Below are 13,949 nucleotides of genomic sequence, written 5' to 3' on the forward strand. Positions count from 1 at the left end.
TTCAGGGGGCTTCGAGGTCGGTGATGACGCCGGCGATGGCCGAGGCGGCTGCCGTCGCCGGGCTGGCGAGGTGGGTGCGCGCGCCCGGGCCTTGCCGCCCGACGAAGTTGCGGTTGGACGTCGACACCGAGCGTTGCCGCGGCGGCACCTGTTCGCCATTGGCGGCCACGCACATGCTGCAGCCGGGCTCGCGCCACGCAAAGCCGGCGGCCTCGAACACCTCGCGCAGGCCCTCGGCCTCGGCGGCGCGCTTGACGTTTTCCGACCCGGGCACGACCCAGGCCGTGACCCGCGCGGCAACGTGCTTCCCGCGCACCACCTCGGCCGCCTTGCGCAGGTCCGACAGCCGCGCGTTGGCGCAGGAGCCGATGAAGACCCAGTCGATCGGCGTGCCGGCGATGGCCTGGCCGGCGCTGAGCCCCATGTAGTCGAGCGCTGCGATCAGCGTGTCGCGTTGCGTGGCGTCGGCGGTGTCGCGCGGGTCGGGCACGCGGCCGTCGATGGCGATGGCGTGCTCGGGGCTGGTGCCCCAGGTGATGGTCGGGCGCACCGCGGCGGCGTCGATGACGACTTCGCGGTCGAACACCGCGCCGGCATCGCCGGGCAAGGTGCGCCAGTGCGCGACCGCCGCATCGAAGTCCGCGCCCTGCGGCGCGAACGGCCGGCCGCGCAGGTAGTCGAAGGTGCGCGCATCGGGCGCGACCATGCCGAAGCGTGCGCCGAGTTCCACCGACAGGTTGCACAGCGTGAGGCGGCCCTCGACCTCCATCGCATCGATGGCCGGCCCCGCGAATTCGATCGCCGAGCCGACGCCGGCCGCGGCGCCGAGCTTGCCGATGATGTGCAGCGCCAGGTCCTTCGCCGTGACGCCCGCGCGCAGCCGGCCGTCGCAGCGGATGCGCATCTGCCTTGGCTTCTGCTGGCGCAGCGTCTGTGTCGCGAGCGCGTGCGTGCTCTCGGAGGAACCAACGCCGAAGGCCATCGCCCCGAGGCCACCGTTGGTGCAGGTATGGCTGTCGCCGCAGATCACCGTGAGGCCAGGCAGCACGATGCCGAGTTCCGGCCCCATCACATGCACGATCCCCTGGCCCGGCTGGCCGAGATCGAACATGTGGACACCCGCCTCTGCGCTGCGTTCCCGCAGCGCCGCGTGCAGCTTGCCGCCAAGCGGGAAGGTCGTGGCCACGCGGCCGGGCTGGCTGGACACGGCGTGGTCGGGTGTCGAGAACACCAATTCGGCGTTGTGCAGCCGCAGCCCGCGCGCCGCGACTTCGCCGAGCGCCGGCGGGCCCGACAGGTCGTGCAGCAGATGGCGGTCGATGTGCAGCAGCGCCCAGCCGTTGCCGAGGTCGCGGACGACGTGCGCGTCCCAGAGCTTGTCGAAGAGCGTGCGGGGCCGGTGCACGGAGGCAGCGGCGGTGGTGGCGGTCATATCAGTTTTCCACAATGCTTTCGCGTGGCCGCGGCGCATGAAACGAGGGTGAGCACCGCTTGTTCGTGGGCACCCGTGGAACCGGCTTTGCCGGGCCGCTGGGTGCGCCCCCTTGAGGGGGAGCGCCGCAGGCGCATTCGGGGGTGGGTTCCATTTCAGCGCGCCTCCATCGTTGCGCCGGCATTGAAGCGGGCGCGCAGCGCATCCCATTCGTCGGCGCCGAAGCGCCGGAAGGTCTGCGCCACGCTCAGCGCGACCTTCGGCGCCATGTGCGTGGCCTTGAGTTCAGCCAGCGCCGCGTCGCCGGCCTCGATGGTGGCCTTGAGCATCAGGCCCGGGAGGATGGCGAGCTTGTAGCCCATCGCCTCCGCCTCCCTCAGGTCGATGAGCGGCGTGCGGCCGCCCGGCACCACGTTCAGGAGGCACGGCCCCTGCACGCGCTTCGGCACGGCGGCGATCTCCTCGACGGTTTGCGTGGCCTCGACGAATGCCATGTCGGCGCCCGCCTCGAGCGCCGCATTGGCGCGCCGGACCGCCTCGTCGAGGTCGTGCATCGCGCGCGCGTCGGTGCGGGCGATGACGAGGAAGTCCTTCGTGCGGCGCGCCTCGACGGCGGCGCGGATCTTCGAGACGAACTCCGCGCACGGGATTACCTGCTTGCCGTCGAGGTGGCCGCAGCGCTTGGGCGAGACCTGGTCCTCGATGTGGATGGCGGCTACACCGCGCGCTTCGTATTCGCGCACGGTGCGGGTCACGTTCAGTTCGTTGCCGTAGCCGGTGTCGGCATCGGCGATCAGCGGGAGGCTGCAGGCGCGCGCCATGACGGCCGCGTTCTCGACCATCTCGCTCATGGTGAGAAGGCCGAAATCGGGGAAGCCGCGCGCGGCCGAGGTGCCGGCGCCGGTCATGTACACGGCCCGGAACCCGGCCTGCTCGATCAGCCTGGCGCCGATGGCGTCGTAGGCGCCGGGGGCGATGACCATGCCGGGGGCGGCGAGTTGCTGGCGAAGCGAAGGGTGCGTGCTCATCGTCGAAGTTCCTGGTTGTCTGGTTTGCCTTGAGTTGTTATAAGACTATCACAACATAACAACAAGTCAAGCAGCTATGCTGGCGCCCATGAAGACCATGGCCGACCCACCCCCCTTCACGCTCGCCAAGGGCACGGCGCTGCACCGCCAGTTGTTCCTCGTGTTGCGCGACCAGATCTCGCGCGGCCTCTTTCCGGACGGCGCCTTGCCGAAGGAAGAGACCTTGTGCGAGCGCTTCGGCGTCTCGCGCATCACCGTGCGCCGTGCGCTGGCCGACCTGGCCGCGCTGGGGCTGGTCGAGCGGCGCCACGGGCTCGGCACCTTCGTGCGGGCCGATGTGCCGGTGGCGCGCACGACGCCCAGCCTCACCGTGCTCGACAGCCTGCGCAAGACGGCGACGGACACCGATGTCGAGGTGCTCGAGGTGGCGCAGGCCGAACCGCCCATGGACGTGATGGCCTTGCTGCAGATCCAGCGCGGCGAGAAGGCCGTGCACGCCTTGCGCCTGCGCAGCATGAGCGGCACGCCGGTGATGCTCACCGACGCATGGGTGCCGGCCCCGCTCGGCAAGCGCGTGACGCCGGCCGCCTTGCGCAAGCAGGCGCTCTACGAACTGCTGATGGCGCAGGGCGTGAAGTTCGGGCGCGTGGTGCAGGAGATCACGGCGGTGGCCGCCGACCCGGTGCGGGCCGGCCTGCTGAAGACCGAGGTCGGCGCGCCGCTGATCAAGCTGGTGCGCGTGATGCACGACGCCGACGCGCGGCCGGTGCAACACCTCACGGCCTATCTTTCACCCGAGCGCAGCCGCATCCTGATGGACATTCCGGGCGACACGGTCAACACCCTGAGCGCCGGCCAATTCGTGCACGACGTGCGGTGACGCGCGAGCGGCGACAATCGGGGCCGCATGATGACCGACACCCCCGAACCCCAAGCGCCTCGCGCGCCCAGGAAGAAGCGCAATCCGCGCCCGGCTGGCCGCGCGCCGCAGGCGCAAGGCGCTCAACAGCCCTCTTCGCAACAACAGCAACAACCGCAGCAACAGCCCCAGCAAGGCAGGCCTGCGCAGAAGGGCCCGCGCAAGACGCACCCCGCGCTTGAAACCCTGTTCGGGCTCTATCCCGACCTGTTCGGCGCCCGCTTCCTGCCGCTGCAGCGCGGCGTGTTCCAGGCGCTGCTCGAAAAGCACCCGGAGGTGCTGAAGAAGGACGAACTCAAGGTCGCGCTTGCGCTGCACACCCGTTCGACCAAATACCTGGAGCGCGTGGCTGCCGGCGACAAGCGCCACGGCCTCGACGGCCAGCCGGTGGAAGACGTAGCGCCGGAGCACGTGCACCACGCCATCCTCGAAGTGTTCAAGCGCCGCCAGGCCCGCACCGGCGACGACCTGCGCCCGCAGACGCGCAAGCGCATCCTCGATGCCTTCGAGAAGTCGGGCCTCTCGCGCGAGGACTACCAGGCACTCGTGCGCAGCCAGGACCCGGCCAGCAACGAACTCACCGACGAAGCCTTCGCCGAACTCTCGGCGCAGACGGCCAAGCGCGAGGCGCTGCAGCGCGCCTTCGCTGCCAGCGGCAAGACGGTGGCGGAATTCGCCGAGATGTACGGACTCGACCCGCGCGAAGTCGGCCGCATGCTGCCGAACGCGTAAGCAGTCCCACCCCGCTGCCTGCACGCGGGCACCCGCGGAATTGGCTTTTGCCAGGCCGCAGGGTGCGCCGCAGGCGCATCGTGGTGGGTGAATTCAGCCAGCGAGCTGCGTGACCGAAGCGACCGTCTCCGTGAGTGGATCCTGGATCGACGTATCCGCCCGCTCGCAGGTGCCGATCAGCAGTCCGCTCGCGATGGCGCGCTCGCGCAGGCGGTCGATCACCTCATCGCGGCCCGGCGTCTCCGAAAACGCCTCGCCGTCGCGCAGTGCGAACACCTGGAAGGCGTAGCGGTGCACGCCGTGGCCGGGTGGCGGATCGGGCGGGAGCCATGCGGCCTGCAGCCAGGAATTGCGGCCGATGTGCAAGCCCACGCCGGCCACGTCGGTGCTGGGCATCGCAGCCTCGGCCAGTGCGCCGTCCGCCACCGGCAGGTCCACGACGATGGCATGGACCAGCGGATGGGGCGTCGGCGAATCGGCGTCCTCCACCAGGAGCACCGCGGATGTCGCTTCCGTCGGCAGGCCGCGCCAGGCCAGCGGCGGCGAACAGCCCTCGCCATCGGCGGTGTAGCGCGCGGGGATCGGGGCGTGGTCGGCAAAGGCCAGGCTGCTGACCTCGATGGTGGCCATGCCGCTGCGCAAGCCCAGCGTGTTGAAGACGATCTGGTCCAGCCCGGCGCGCACCTCTTGCAGGGCATGGCCGATGGCGTCGGGGAGTTTTTCGAGCATGAACCCTTTTAGCGCCGCTTGCCGCGACCGGTTGTAGGACGCCCTCGACGCGGTGCGCCTGCCCGGTCCGTTCGGGGCCGGTGCGGCTTATCATGGCCCGGCCCGTCGGCGGCACCTCGATCCATCCACCTTTTCACGGGGGAATCCATGCTCTCACTCCTCGGGACCATCCTGATCGGCTTCATCGCGGGGCTGATCGCGCGTGCGCTCAAGCCGGGCGACGACTCCGGCGGCTTCATCTTCACCACCATCATCGGCATTGCCGGCGCGCTGGGCGCCACCTACCTGGGGCAGGCCCTGCACTGGTACGGCCCGGGCGAGACCGCGGGATTCATAATGTCGGTGGTCGGCGCGATCGTGCTGCTTTTCGTGTGGGGCATGATCAAGCGCAAGGCCTGAGAATGTCAGGCTCCCGGCATGTTGCCGGGGCCAAAGGAGCACATCATGGGATTGCTGGACATCCTGCAACAAGTGATGTCGGGTGCGGGCAGCGGCGGCAACGCCGAGGCGCATTTCGACCAGGTGACGCAACACGCAACGACAGACCAGGTCGGCGCCGGCCTCGCGGCCGCGATGCGTTCCGACCAGACGCCGCCCTTCGGCAACATGGTTGGCCAGATGTTCGGCAACTCGTCGCCGAACCAGCAGGCCGGCGTGCTGAACCAGATCCTCGCCACGCTCGGCCCGGCCGCGGCCGCCGCGATTGCCGGTGGCGCGCTGGGCCGCGTGCTGGCGCCCGGCCAGACCCAGATCACGCCCGACCAGGCTTCGCAGCTCTCGCCGGCGCAGGTCACCGAGATCGCCGCGCATGCCGAGCAGGCGCATCCGGGCGTGGTCGACCAGGTGAGCCAGTTCTATGCCGAGCATTCGGGCCTGATCAAGACGCTCGGCGGCGCCGCCTTGATGGTGGCGCTGGCGAAGATGAAAGAGCACGCCGGCGACCGAGGCTGAGCGCGCGCAAGCGCCGGGGAGGGAGATCTGGGCAAGCCCCGCTATCACGTCTACGTCGTCGAGCTGGACGACCAGGTCTGGAACAGCGGACGCTTCCGCCGCGCCAACCCGGACTATCAACTCGGCAAGCCCTTCGTCTATGTGGGCATGACGGGGCTCGACCCTGACATCCGCTTCGACAAGCACAAGGCCGGCATCCAGGCCAACGTGTTCGTGCGCGACCATGGCTTGCGTCTGCTGCCCACGCTGTACGAGCGCTACAACCCGATGAAGCGCGACGATGCGGCGCTGATGGAGGTCGAACTCGGCATCCGGTTGCGGTCGCTGGGATATGGGGTCTGGCAGGCCTGATCCACGGTCGCTGATTGCGGGATCGGACTTGACCGTACGCGAAGGGCGCGAAGGAACGCAAAGGACGCGAAAGAAGCCAAGAAATTTCTTTGGAAGTCCTTTCGCGTTCTTTCGCGAAACCGTCGCGTCCTTCGCGTACGGCCAAGTCCGCATTCCGACAGCCTCTGTCCGAGCGCAACCTGCCCAGGCGCCCTACCTATCCGTCCGAACCGACAGGCTCTCCTTCACCTCCTCCATCACCACATAGCTGTGCGACTGCGCCGTCACGGGCAGTTTCTTCAGCACGTCGCCCAGCAGGCTGCGGTACTCGTCCATGCCGCCGAGCCGCGCCTTCACCAGGTAGTCGAAGCTGCCTGAGACCAGGTGGCATTCCTGCACGTCCGGCACGTGCAGCAACTCCTCGCGCACCTTGTCGAACACCTCGGCGGATTTCGATGAAAGCGTGATCTCCACGAACACCAGCAGCGACTTGCCCAGCGCCTGCGGCGACACGCGCGCGTGGTAGCCGGTGATGACGCCGGCGCGTTCCATGCGCTTCACGCGCTCCGAGCAGGGCGAGGTGGAGAGCCCGATCTGCTGCGCCAGATCCGTCATCGAAATGCGGCCCTCGCGCTGGAGGATGTCGAGGATCTTGCGGTCCATGCGGTCGAGTTCGGTCATTTCACTTCCAGCAGGTCAGAAACGGGAACTGCCACAGGAATATTCACTGCAATTTGCAGAAATTTCAATCAAATCAGCGGCAGCAGGCCGCATAAATTTACCGGATTCCTCACCACATTCGGGATCTGCAATGAAAGTCATTGTTTTGGGCGGCGGCGTCATCGGTGTCAGCACGGCCTACTACCTGGCCCGCTCGGGCGCGAGCGTCACGGTGCTCGACCGGCAGGCCGGCCCGGCGCTGGAAACCAGCTTCGCCAACGCGGGCCAGGTGTCGCCCGGCTATTCCACGCCATGGGCCGCGCCCGGCATCCCGCTCAAGGCGATGAAGTGGATGTTCCAGAAGCATGCGCCGCTCGCGGTCCGCCTCGACGGCAGCCTGTTCCAGTTGCAATGGATGGCGCAGATGCTGCGCAACTGCTCGCCCGAGCGCTACGCGGTCAACAAGGAACGGATGATGCGCGTGGCCGAATACAGCCGCGCCTGCCTGCAGCAACTGCGTGCCGACACCGGCATCCAGTACGAGCAGCGCACCGGCGGCACGCTGCAACTGTTCCGCACGCAGTCCCAGCTCGACGCTGTGCAGCGCGATGTCGCGGTGCTGAAGGAATGCAACGTGCCCTTCGAACTGCTCACCCGCGACCAGCTGGCGCAGGTGGAGCCCAGCCTGGCGCAGGCGCGCGACCGGCTCACCGGCGGCCTGCGCCTGCCGAACGACGAAACCGGCGACTGCCATCGCTTCACCAATGCGCTCTGCGAGCTTGCGCGCGGCCTGGGCGTGGACTTCCGCTTCGGCCCGTCGGTGGAGGGCCTGGTGACGGAGGGCGGCCGCGTCACCGGCGTGCGCGTCGACGGCCAGGTGCTGACCGCCGACCGCTTCGTGCTGGCCTTCGGCAGCTATTCGCGCGACTTCCTGACGCCACTGGGCCTCGACCTGCCGGTCTATCCGGTGAAGGGCTATTCGCTCACGGTGCCGCTGGTCGATCCGGCATTCGCGCCGCAATCGACCGTGCTCGACGAAACCTACAAGATCGCGGTCACCCGCTTCGACGACCGCATCCGCGTGGGCGGCATGGCTGAACTCGGCGGCTTCGACCTGCGGCTCGACCCGCGCCGCCGCGCCACGCTGGAACTCGTGGTCAACGACCTGTTCCCCGGCGGCGACGTCAAGCGCGCATCGTTCTGGACCGGCCTGCGCCCCATGACCCCGGACGGCACGCCGGTTATCGGCGCCACGCAATTCCCCAACCTGTTCCTGAACACCGGCCACGGCACGCTGGGCTGGACCATGGCCTGCGGGTCGGGCAAGCTGGTCGCGGACATGGTGACCGGGCAGCGGCCGGAGATCAGCACCGACGGGCTGGCCATCGACCGCTACGCACGTCCCCGCGCCGGCGCGCGCGGCATGCGCTCGCCTTCGCCCGCGACGGCCTGAGTCGGCCGGAGCCCCTCCGGCGGCTCGAAGCGTGCTGAACTGCACGTTTGCCGTCGTCGTTACATGCGCGCGGCTTGGGGCATGAGCCGATCGGAAGTCCTATGATTCACCTTTGTAAAATATTGTTGCAAAGGTCTCTCAATGTCTCTTCAGGCTTCGCGCAGACGATTCGGCCACGCAGCAGGCGCATGGGCGCTGCTGGGACTGGCGGGCCCTTTGCACGCGCAAACCACCGGCGCAAGGCGAGGCGCGGCGGCGGGCAAGCTGATCGTCGGGCAGTCCATCCCGATGACGGGGGCGGCCAGCGAAATCGGCATGGCCTTTGCGGGCGGCGCCAAGCTGTTCGTGGGCGGCTACAACGACCGCGTTGCCACTGCAGGCGGCCCCACGATTGAACTGCGGCAGCTAGACGACGCCTATAACGCCGACAAGGCCGGCGCCAACGCCACCAAGCTGCTGGCCGAGGGCGCGGATGTGCTGTTCGGCTTCGTCGGCACTGCCAGCGCGGAGGCCGGCGCCTCGGTCGCACAGAAGCAGGGCGCTCCCTTCTTCGCACCCTTTGCAGCGGCCGACGCGCTGCGCGACAAGGCCCACGGGCACGTCTTCCACGTCCGCCCGAGCATGGCCGACGAGGCCTACGCGATGCTGCGTCAGTGCGACACGCTGGGGCAGAAGCGCATCGCCGTGGTGGTGGACGACGACGCCATGGGCCGCGCGGCGTTGCAGGCGCTGCAGGACGCCGCGGTCGAGCTCAAGCTGGCGCCGCCGGTCGCCGTGGCGAAAGTGGCATCGGGGGGCACCCAGGTGGCGGAGGCCGTTGCCAGCGTGATGAAGGCACAACCGCAGGCGGTGGTGCAGGCCTCGCTCTCGCAGACCACCGCTGCTTTCGTGCGCGAGATGCGCAAGGCCGGCTACGGCAGCGCGCTGATGACCTTTTCCGTCGTCGGCATCGACCCGCTCTACACCGCGCTCGGCAAGGACATCCGGGGCGTGATCATTTCGCAGGTGGTGCCGGCCCCACGCGACAACAGCCGCACGCCGATCGTCAAGGAATACCTCGCGGCACTGGCCGACTCCGACCAGACCGCCTCGTACGAAGGACTCGAAGGCTTCATTGCTGCCAAGTCGCTCGCCGAGGCCGTGCGCCGCGCCGGGCCCGCGCCCACGCGGGCCGTGCTGCAGAAAGCGATGACGGGCATGAACGACTACGACGTGGGCGGCTTTCGAGTCAACCTGCGACCGCCCCTGCACGACACGGCGCGCACCGTCGACCTGGTCTACATCACGGCCGAAGGCCGCGTGCTGCGTTGATGAACACCCTCCCGACAAGGACTTCTTCCATGAACATGCATTCCATGCCCGTCCTGGCCGCGCTGCTCGCGCTGGCCACAGCGCCTGCGATGGCCGGCGTTCATCGCTGCATCGACGCCGACGGCAAGGTGACTTTCTCCGACACCGTCTGCAATGGCGTTCGGGCCGAGAAATCCTTCGGCGCGGTGAATTCGGCCAAGGGGTGGAAAGAGGAGACCTATCGGCCGACGACTGCGGGCGCCCGGCAGGACGTGACACCGGTCTCGGTGCAGGCGCCTGCGCACGCCGCTGGCGCGCTCAAGACGCGCTGAACTTCGGCTGCAAGGCCGGTCAGGTTCACGCAAGCGCCACGCGTTCAAGCGTGCGTTCACGAGCGTGGCCTTCGGACTTGTTGCGCGAGTTGAGCGATGCGGCCGCGGTCGAGTGAGGCTGCTCAGCACTCCACGACGTTCACCGCGAGCCCGCCCAGCGAAGTCTCCTTGTAGGTCGACTTCATGTCCTCGCCGGTCTGCTTCATGGTCTGGATCACCGCGTCCAGCGACACATAGTGGCTGCCGTCGCCGCGCAGCGCCATCCGCGCCGCGTTGATCGCCTTCACCGCGCCCATCGCGTTGCGTTCGACGCAGGGGATCTGCACCATGCCGCCGACCGGGTCGCAGGTCAGGCCGAGGTTGTGCTCCATGCCGATCTCGGCCGCGTTCTCCACCTGCGCGGGCGTGCCGCCCATCACGGCGGCCAGCGCGCCGGCCGCCATCGAGCATGCCACGCCGACTTCGCCCTGGCAGCCGACCTCCGCCCCTGAAATCGAAGCGTTGGCCTTGTAGAGCATGCCGATCGCGGCCGCCGTGAGCAGGAAGTCGACGATGCCGTCGTCGCTCGCCGCGGGCACGAAGCGCGTGTAGTAGTGCATCACCGCGGGCACCACGCCGGCGGCGCCGTTGGTCGGCGCCGTGACCACCCGGCCGCCGGCCGCGTTCTCCTCGTTCACCGCCATGGCAAATGCGTTGACCCAGTCCATCGCTGCCAGCGGGTCGGCCGCGCCCTGTTGCGCATCGAGTTCGCGCCGCAGTTCAGGCGCGCGGCGGCGCATGCGCAGCGGCCCGGGCAGCGGCAAGGCCGCCATCGGGTTGTCGATGCCGAAGCCGCGCTGCACGCACTCGCGCATCACGGCCCAGATGCGCAGCAGTCCGGCGCGCGCCTCGGCCTCGGGGCGCCAGGCGCATTCGTTGGCCATCATGAGTTGCGCGACCGACAAGCCGCTGGCGTTGGCCTGGGCCATCAGTTCGTCGCCGGTGCGGAAGGGCCAGGGCCAGTCGCGCGCGACCTCGGGCACCGCGTCCGGATGTGCGCCGCCCTCGACCACGAAGCCGCCGCCCACCGAGAAATAGCAGCGCTGCGCCAGGGTCGAGCCATCCGCCGCCGACGCTGTGAAGCGCATCGCATTCGGATGCTCGGGCATCGACTGCTCGCCGAGGAAGGGGATGTCGCGCACCCTGTCGAAAGCGATCGCATGCCGGCCCAGCAGCAGGAGTTGGCCCGACTTGCGCAAGGCCGCGAGCCGGGGCTGCACGGTGGCCGGGTCGACGCCGTCCGGCGTGTCGCCGAACAGGCCGAGGATCACGCCCTGGTCGGTCGCGTGGCCCGCGCCGGTGGCGCCGAGCGAGCCGAACAACTCGCAACGCACATGGGTCGTGTCGACAAGGAGGCCATCGCGTTCCAGGCTGCTGGCGAACTGCTGCGCGGCGCGCATCGGGCCGACGGTGTGCGAACTCGACGGGCCGATGCCGATCTTGAAGATGTCGAAGGCGGAGAGCATCGGCCGATCATGCGCCCATCCTCGGCCGCCGCGGCACCTACGTCTTCAGGAGTAGGTGATCCAGTCCTCGTACGCCGGACCGTCAAGGTGCGGAAGCGTGTTGTAGGTGACGAGCATGTGGCGCTTGGGCGTGAACGCGAACTCGGTGATCGAGCTGTTGCGGATGCGCAGGTTGAGTTCGATGGTGGTCTCCGCGCTGGTGCCGAGCACATGGCCGACGGCAGTGGAGATTGGGCCGCCGCTCGACACCACCAGCACCTTCGCGCCGTGGTGCTTGTCGCGCACATGGTCGAGCGCGGTCGTCACGCCCGCGAGGAAGTCGATGTAGTTCGGCATGCCGACCGGCTCGGTCTTGCCCTGCATCCAGGCGCTGAGGCCGTCGCGCAGCAGGCGGAAGTGCTTTCGGTACAACTCTGGCGTGTCGGCCTTCGGCAGCTCGCCGGGGTGGATGGTCGCGACGATCGCCTCGCTGTCGTACTCGTTGAGGCCGGGCCACGGCAGCACGTCCTGGTTGGCGAGGCCCAGCCCCTTTGCGATGCCTTCCCAGGTTTGCCGATGGCGCTTGAGCGTGCCGGTGATGACGGCGTCGAACTGCATGCCGCGCTCGCGCCAGTATTCGCCGAGCCGCACCGCCTGCTTGTGGCCCAGTTCGCTGAGGTTGTCGTAGTCGGCCGCGCCGAATGAAGCTTGCCCATGGCGCACGAGGTAGAGGGTTCCCATGCCGACGATTCTGGCAAAGGGCGGGCGGGGTGCTTGTCCCGGCTGCGACCGGCTCGCAAAGCGTTTTGCGACCCCCAAAGAAAAAGCGGCCGCACGAAGCGGCCGCGAAGTCCGGCGGCTTTCTTCCAGGGAGGTAGAGAAAAAAACCAGGGTTCGTTTTGACACGAATCACTGTCCGGCAAAGATATTGTAGGGACTAGTTCAGGTATATAACTTAAGTCGTAGGCAAAAACGCCCGAGCCAAAGGGTCAAATATTCCCGGTTGGAGCGGGCATCGTCAGCACGTTCGCGAACAGCGGCGCATCGACGTTGCCACCGCTCACGGCAATGCCGACCGTCCTGCCGCGCCAGCGTTCTCGTTGCTGCATGGCTGCAGCGAGCGCTGCGGCGCCAGCGCCCTCGGCAACGTTGTGCGTGTCGGTGAAGAGGGCGCGCATGGCCTGCGCCACTTCGCCGTCAGTGACGGTGACCACGTCCTCGGCCTCGCGGCGCAACATCTCGAGCGCCTCGGGCACCGGCGTTCGACAGGCCATGCCATCGGCCAGCAGCGTGGTCACGGGCGCATCGACGGCGTGGCCTGCAAGGAAGGAATCGCGATACGCCGTCGCATGCGCGGAAACCACGCCGATGAGCCGCGTCGATACCTTGCAATGCGCGCGTGCCGCGGCCGCAGCCGCAAAGCCCGAGCCCAGGCCGATGGGCACGAACAGCACGTCGGGCACATCGCCGGCGCGCTTCACCGCCTCGAAGAACTCGACCCAGCATGTGGCCACGCCACGCACCAGTTCGCGCGCGAACGAGGGCACGCGATGCAGGCCATCGCGTTCGGCCAGCAGGGCCGCATGCTCGGAGGCGGCCTGGAAGTCGTCGCCATGCTCGACGAGCGTGACGCCCAGCGCGCGCATGGCCGCGTTCTTCTCGACCGAATTGCCATGCGGCACCACGATGGTGGCGGCCAGCCCGTGGCGTCGCGCCGCGAAGCCGATCGACTGGCCGTGGTTGCCGCGCGTGGCGCTGATCACATGGCGCACCCCGGGCTGTTCGCGCGCCAGCGATTCGAGGTAGCAAAGGCCGCCGCGAATCTTGAAGGCGCCAACCGGCGTGTGGTTCTCGTGCTTGGCCCAGAGCGTGCAGCCGAGCCGCTGGCCGAGCAGCGGCCACACGTACTGCGGCGTGGGCGGCATGGCCGCATGGACGGTGGCTTGCGCGGCCTCGATCTCCTCGCGTGTGAAGTTCATTTGCGCTCCGTGAGTGCGACGCGCACTGCGAGCGCGGCCAGCACGCTGCCCATCACGTAGCGTTGCGCACGCAGCCAGCCCGAGCTTTGCGACAGCACTGCCGTGATCGCCGCAGCGAAGACGATCATCATGCTGTTGACCAACCCGCTGCCGAGGATCTGCACCGCGCCCAGCTGCGCGCTCTGCCAGAGCACCGAGCCGCGGTCGGGATGGATGAACTGCGGAAAGAACGAGAGGTAGAACATCGCGACCTTGGGGTTCAGCAGGTTGGTGACGAAGCCCATGCGAAACAACTTGCCCGGCGGGTCGGCCGGGAGTGCGCGCGGCTCGAAGGGCGCGGTGCCCCCGGGCTTGACGGCTTGCCAGGCCAGCCACAGCAGGTAGGCCGCGCCGGCCAGGCGGATCGCATCGAAGGCCAGCGGCACCGCGAGCAGCACCGCGGTGAGTCCGAGCGCGGCGGCCACCAGGTGCACCAGGAAGGCCAGCATCACGCCGCCCAGGGAGATCAATCCAGCGCGCCGCCCCTGCACCAGCGTGCGCGAGACGCAATAGATCATGTTCGGCCCCGGCGTGAGTGCGAGCAGCAGGGAGGCGAGTGCGAACCAGGCGAGTTCGTGGAGGGCGAGCATG

16 protein-coding genes are annotated in these 13,949 nt (G+C 68.6%); 8 read left to right on the plus strand and 8 right to left on the minus strand.

Annotation, left to right across the window (positions count from 1 at the left end):
* Nucleotide 1 precedes the first annotated feature (1 nt).
* Both leuC and HCU76_RS24675 read right to left on the minus strand, forming a co-directional pair.
* Nucleotides 2-1,432: a 3-isopropylmalate dehydratase large subunit gene (gene leuC, locus HCU76_RS24670; protein ID WP_218510883.1), complete on the minus strand. Its 1,431-nt coding sequence runs from the start codon at nucleotides 1,430-1,432 to the stop codon at nucleotides 2-4.
* 155 nt (nucleotides 1,433-1,587) lie between these two features.
* Entirely contained in the window at nucleotides 1,588-2,460 is an 873-nt protein-coding gene (locus HCU76_RS24675; RefSeq protein ID WP_218510884.1) for an oxaloacetate decarboxylase, read from the minus strand.
* A 97-nt stretch (nucleotides 2,461-2,557) separates the two neighbouring features.
* Between HCU76_RS24675 and HCU76_RS24680 the strand changes: the two genes are divergently transcribed.
* A complete protein-coding gene (locus HCU76_RS24680) occupies nucleotides 2,558-3,340 on the plus strand; it encodes a GntR family transcriptional regulator (protein ID WP_218510885.1) in 783 nt (260 codons plus the stop codon).
* Between the two features lie 27 nt (nucleotides 3,341-3,367).
* Nucleotides 3,368-4,111 carry a ProQ/FINO family protein gene (locus HCU76_RS24685; protein WP_213958559.1) on the plus strand — a complete coding sequence of 248 codons (744 nt, stop codon included), beginning with the start codon at nucleotides 3,368-3,370 and terminating at the stop codon, nucleotides 4,109-4,111.
* A 93-nt stretch (nucleotides 4,112-4,204) separates the two neighbouring features.
* Here HCU76_RS24685 and HCU76_RS24690 read toward each other — a convergent pair whose 3' ends face one another.
* Nucleotides 4,205-4,840, minus strand: coding sequence for a YbhB/YbcL family Raf kinase inhibitor-like protein (locus tag HCU76_RS24690; RefSeq protein ID WP_218510886.1), 636 nt, complete (start codon nucleotides 4,838-4,840; stop codon nucleotides 4,205-4,207).
* Between the two features lie 147 nt (nucleotides 4,841-4,987).
* Between HCU76_RS24690 and HCU76_RS24695 the strand changes: the two genes are divergently transcribed.
* Genes HCU76_RS24695 through HCU76_RS24705 form a run of 3 tightly spaced genes read left to right on the plus strand, consistent with a single transcriptional unit; the run spans nucleotide 4,988 to nucleotide 6,142 of the window.
* On the plus strand, nucleotides 4,988-5,239 hold the full coding sequence (locus HCU76_RS24695; protein WP_213958557.1) for a GlsB/YeaQ/YmgE family stress response membrane protein: 252 nt from the start codon (nucleotides 4,988-4,990) through the stop codon (nucleotides 5,237-5,239).
* Nucleotides 5,240-5,284: 45 nt separating this feature from the next.
* The gene (locus HCU76_RS24700; protein ID WP_213958556.1) at nucleotides 5,285-5,791 is read left to right on the plus strand and encodes a hypothetical protein; all 507 of its coding nucleotides are present in this window, start codon (nucleotides 5,285-5,287) and stop codon (nucleotides 5,789-5,791) included.
* Nucleotides 5,792-5,818: 27 nt separating this feature from the next.
* A complete protein-coding gene (locus HCU76_RS24705; RefSeq protein ID WP_213958622.1) occupies nucleotides 5,819-6,142 on the plus strand; it encodes a hypothetical protein in 324 nt (107 codons plus the stop codon).
* Nucleotides 6,143-6,334: 192 nt separating this feature from the next.
* Here the strand turns inward: HCU76_RS24705 and HCU76_RS24710 are convergent, their stop codons facing one another.
* On the minus strand, nucleotides 6,335-6,802 hold the full coding sequence (locus HCU76_RS24710) for a winged helix-turn-helix transcriptional regulator (protein ID WP_218510887.1): 468 nt from the start codon (nucleotides 6,800-6,802) through the stop codon (nucleotides 6,335-6,337).
* 130 nt (nucleotides 6,803-6,932) lie between these two features.
* Between HCU76_RS24710 and HCU76_RS24715 the strand changes: the two genes are divergently transcribed.
* From HCU76_RS24715 to HCU76_RS24725, 3 genes are all read left to right on the plus strand, one after another.
* Nucleotides 6,933-8,234 carry a D-amino acid dehydrogenase gene (locus HCU76_RS24715; protein ID WP_218510888.1) on the plus strand — a complete coding sequence of 434 codons (1,302 nt, stop codon included), beginning with the start codon at nucleotides 6,933-6,935 and terminating at the stop codon, nucleotides 8,232-8,234.
* Nucleotides 8,235-8,450: 216 nt separating this feature from the next.
* Nucleotides 8,451-9,545, plus strand: a complete 1,095-nt coding sequence (locus HCU76_RS24720; protein ID WP_256354418.1) for an ABC transporter substrate-binding protein — start codon at nucleotides 8,451-8,453, stop codon at nucleotides 9,543-9,545.
* A 29-nt stretch (nucleotides 9,546-9,574) separates the two neighbouring features.
* Nucleotides 9,575-9,856, plus strand: coding sequence for a DUF4124 domain-containing protein (locus HCU76_RS24725; protein WP_213958551.1), 282 nt, complete (start codon nucleotides 9,575-9,577; stop codon nucleotides 9,854-9,856).
* A 122-nt stretch (nucleotides 9,857-9,978) separates the two neighbouring features.
* Here the strand turns inward: HCU76_RS24725 and HCU76_RS24730 are convergent, their stop codons facing one another.
* From HCU76_RS24730 to HCU76_RS24745, 4 genes are all read right to left on the minus strand, one after another.
* Complete coding sequence (locus HCU76_RS24730; RefSeq protein WP_218510889.1) at nucleotides 9,979-11,361, minus strand: L-serine ammonia-lyase; 1,383 nt, start codon at nucleotides 11,359-11,361, stop codon at nucleotides 9,979-9,981.
* Between the two features lie 45 nt (nucleotides 11,362-11,406).
* Nucleotides 11,407-12,081, minus strand: coding sequence for a histidine phosphatase family protein (locus HCU76_RS24735; RefSeq protein WP_218510890.1), 675 nt, complete (start codon nucleotides 12,079-12,081; stop codon nucleotides 11,407-11,409).
* Nucleotides 12,082-12,329: 248 nt separating this feature from the next.
* On the minus strand, nucleotides 12,330-13,319 hold the full coding sequence (locus tag HCU76_RS24740; protein WP_213958548.1) for a threonine dehydratase: 990 nt from the start codon (nucleotides 13,317-13,319) through the stop codon (nucleotides 12,330-12,332).
* Nucleotides 13,316-13,948, minus strand: a complete 633-nt coding sequence (locus HCU76_RS24745; protein ID WP_213958547.1) for a LysE family translocator — start codon at nucleotides 13,946-13,948, stop codon at nucleotides 13,316-13,318. Before HCU76_RS24745 ends, HCU76_RS24740 begins: the two co-directional genes overlap by 4 nt.
* Nucleotide 13,949: the final 1 nt, after the last annotated feature.

Source organism: Variovorax sp. dw_308 (assembly GCF_019207085.1).
Classification (GTDB): Bacteria; Pseudomonadota; Gammaproteobacteria; order Burkholderiales; family Burkholderiaceae_C; genus Variovorax.

Excerpts from the sequence above, each read along its gene's own strand:
- leuC (WP_218510883.1), bottom strand. The coding sequence starts at position 1,432 with ATGACCGCCACCACCGCCGCTGCCTCCGTGCACCGGCCCCGCACGCTC.
- HCU76_RS24675 (WP_218510884.1), bottom strand. The coding sequence starts at position 2,460 with ATGAGCACGCACCCTTCGCTTCGCCAGCAACTCGCCGCCCCCGGCATG.
- HCU76_RS24680 (WP_218510885.1), top strand. The coding sequence starts at position 2,558 with ATGGCCGACCCACCCCCCTTCACGCTCGCCAAGGGCACGGCGCTGCAC.
- HCU76_RS24685 (WP_213958559.1), top strand. The coding sequence starts at position 3,368 with ATGATGACCGACACCCCCGAACCCCAAGCGCCTCGCGCGCCCAGGAAG.
- HCU76_RS24690 (WP_218510886.1), bottom strand. The coding sequence starts at position 4,840 with ATGCTCGAAAAACTCCCCGACGCCATCGGCCATGCCCTGCAAGAGGTG.
- HCU76_RS24695 (WP_213958557.1), top strand. The coding sequence starts at position 4,988 with ATGCTCTCACTCCTCGGGACCATCCTGATCGGCTTCATCGCGGGGCTG.
- HCU76_RS24700 (WP_213958556.1), top strand. The coding sequence starts at position 5,285 with ATGGGATTGCTGGACATCCTGCAACAAGTGATGTCGGGTGCGGGCAGC.
- HCU76_RS24710 (WP_218510887.1), bottom strand. The coding sequence starts at position 6,802 with ATGACCGAACTCGACCGCATGGACCGCAAGATCCTCGACATCCTCCAG.
- HCU76_RS24715 (WP_218510888.1), top strand. The coding sequence starts at position 6,933 with ATGAAAGTCATTGTTTTGGGCGGCGGCGTCATCGGTGTCAGCACGGCC.
- HCU76_RS24725 (WP_213958551.1), top strand. The coding sequence starts at position 9,575 with ATGAACATGCATTCCATGCCCGTCCTGGCCGCGCTGCTCGCGCTGGCC.
- HCU76_RS24730 (WP_218510889.1), bottom strand. The coding sequence starts at position 11,361 with ATGCTCTCCGCCTTCGACATCTTCAAGATCGGCATCGGCCCGTCGAGT.
- HCU76_RS24735 (WP_218510890.1), bottom strand. The coding sequence starts at position 12,081 with ATGGGAACCCTCTACCTCGTGCGCCATGGGCAAGCTTCATTCGGCGCG.
- HCU76_RS24740 (WP_213958548.1), bottom strand. The coding sequence starts at position 13,319 with ATGAACTTCACACGCGAGGAGATCGAGGCCGCGCAAGCCACCGTCCAT.
- HCU76_RS24745 (WP_213958547.1), bottom strand. The coding sequence starts at position 13,948 with ATGCTCGCCCTCCACGAACTCGCCTGGTTCGCACTCGCCTCCCTGCTG.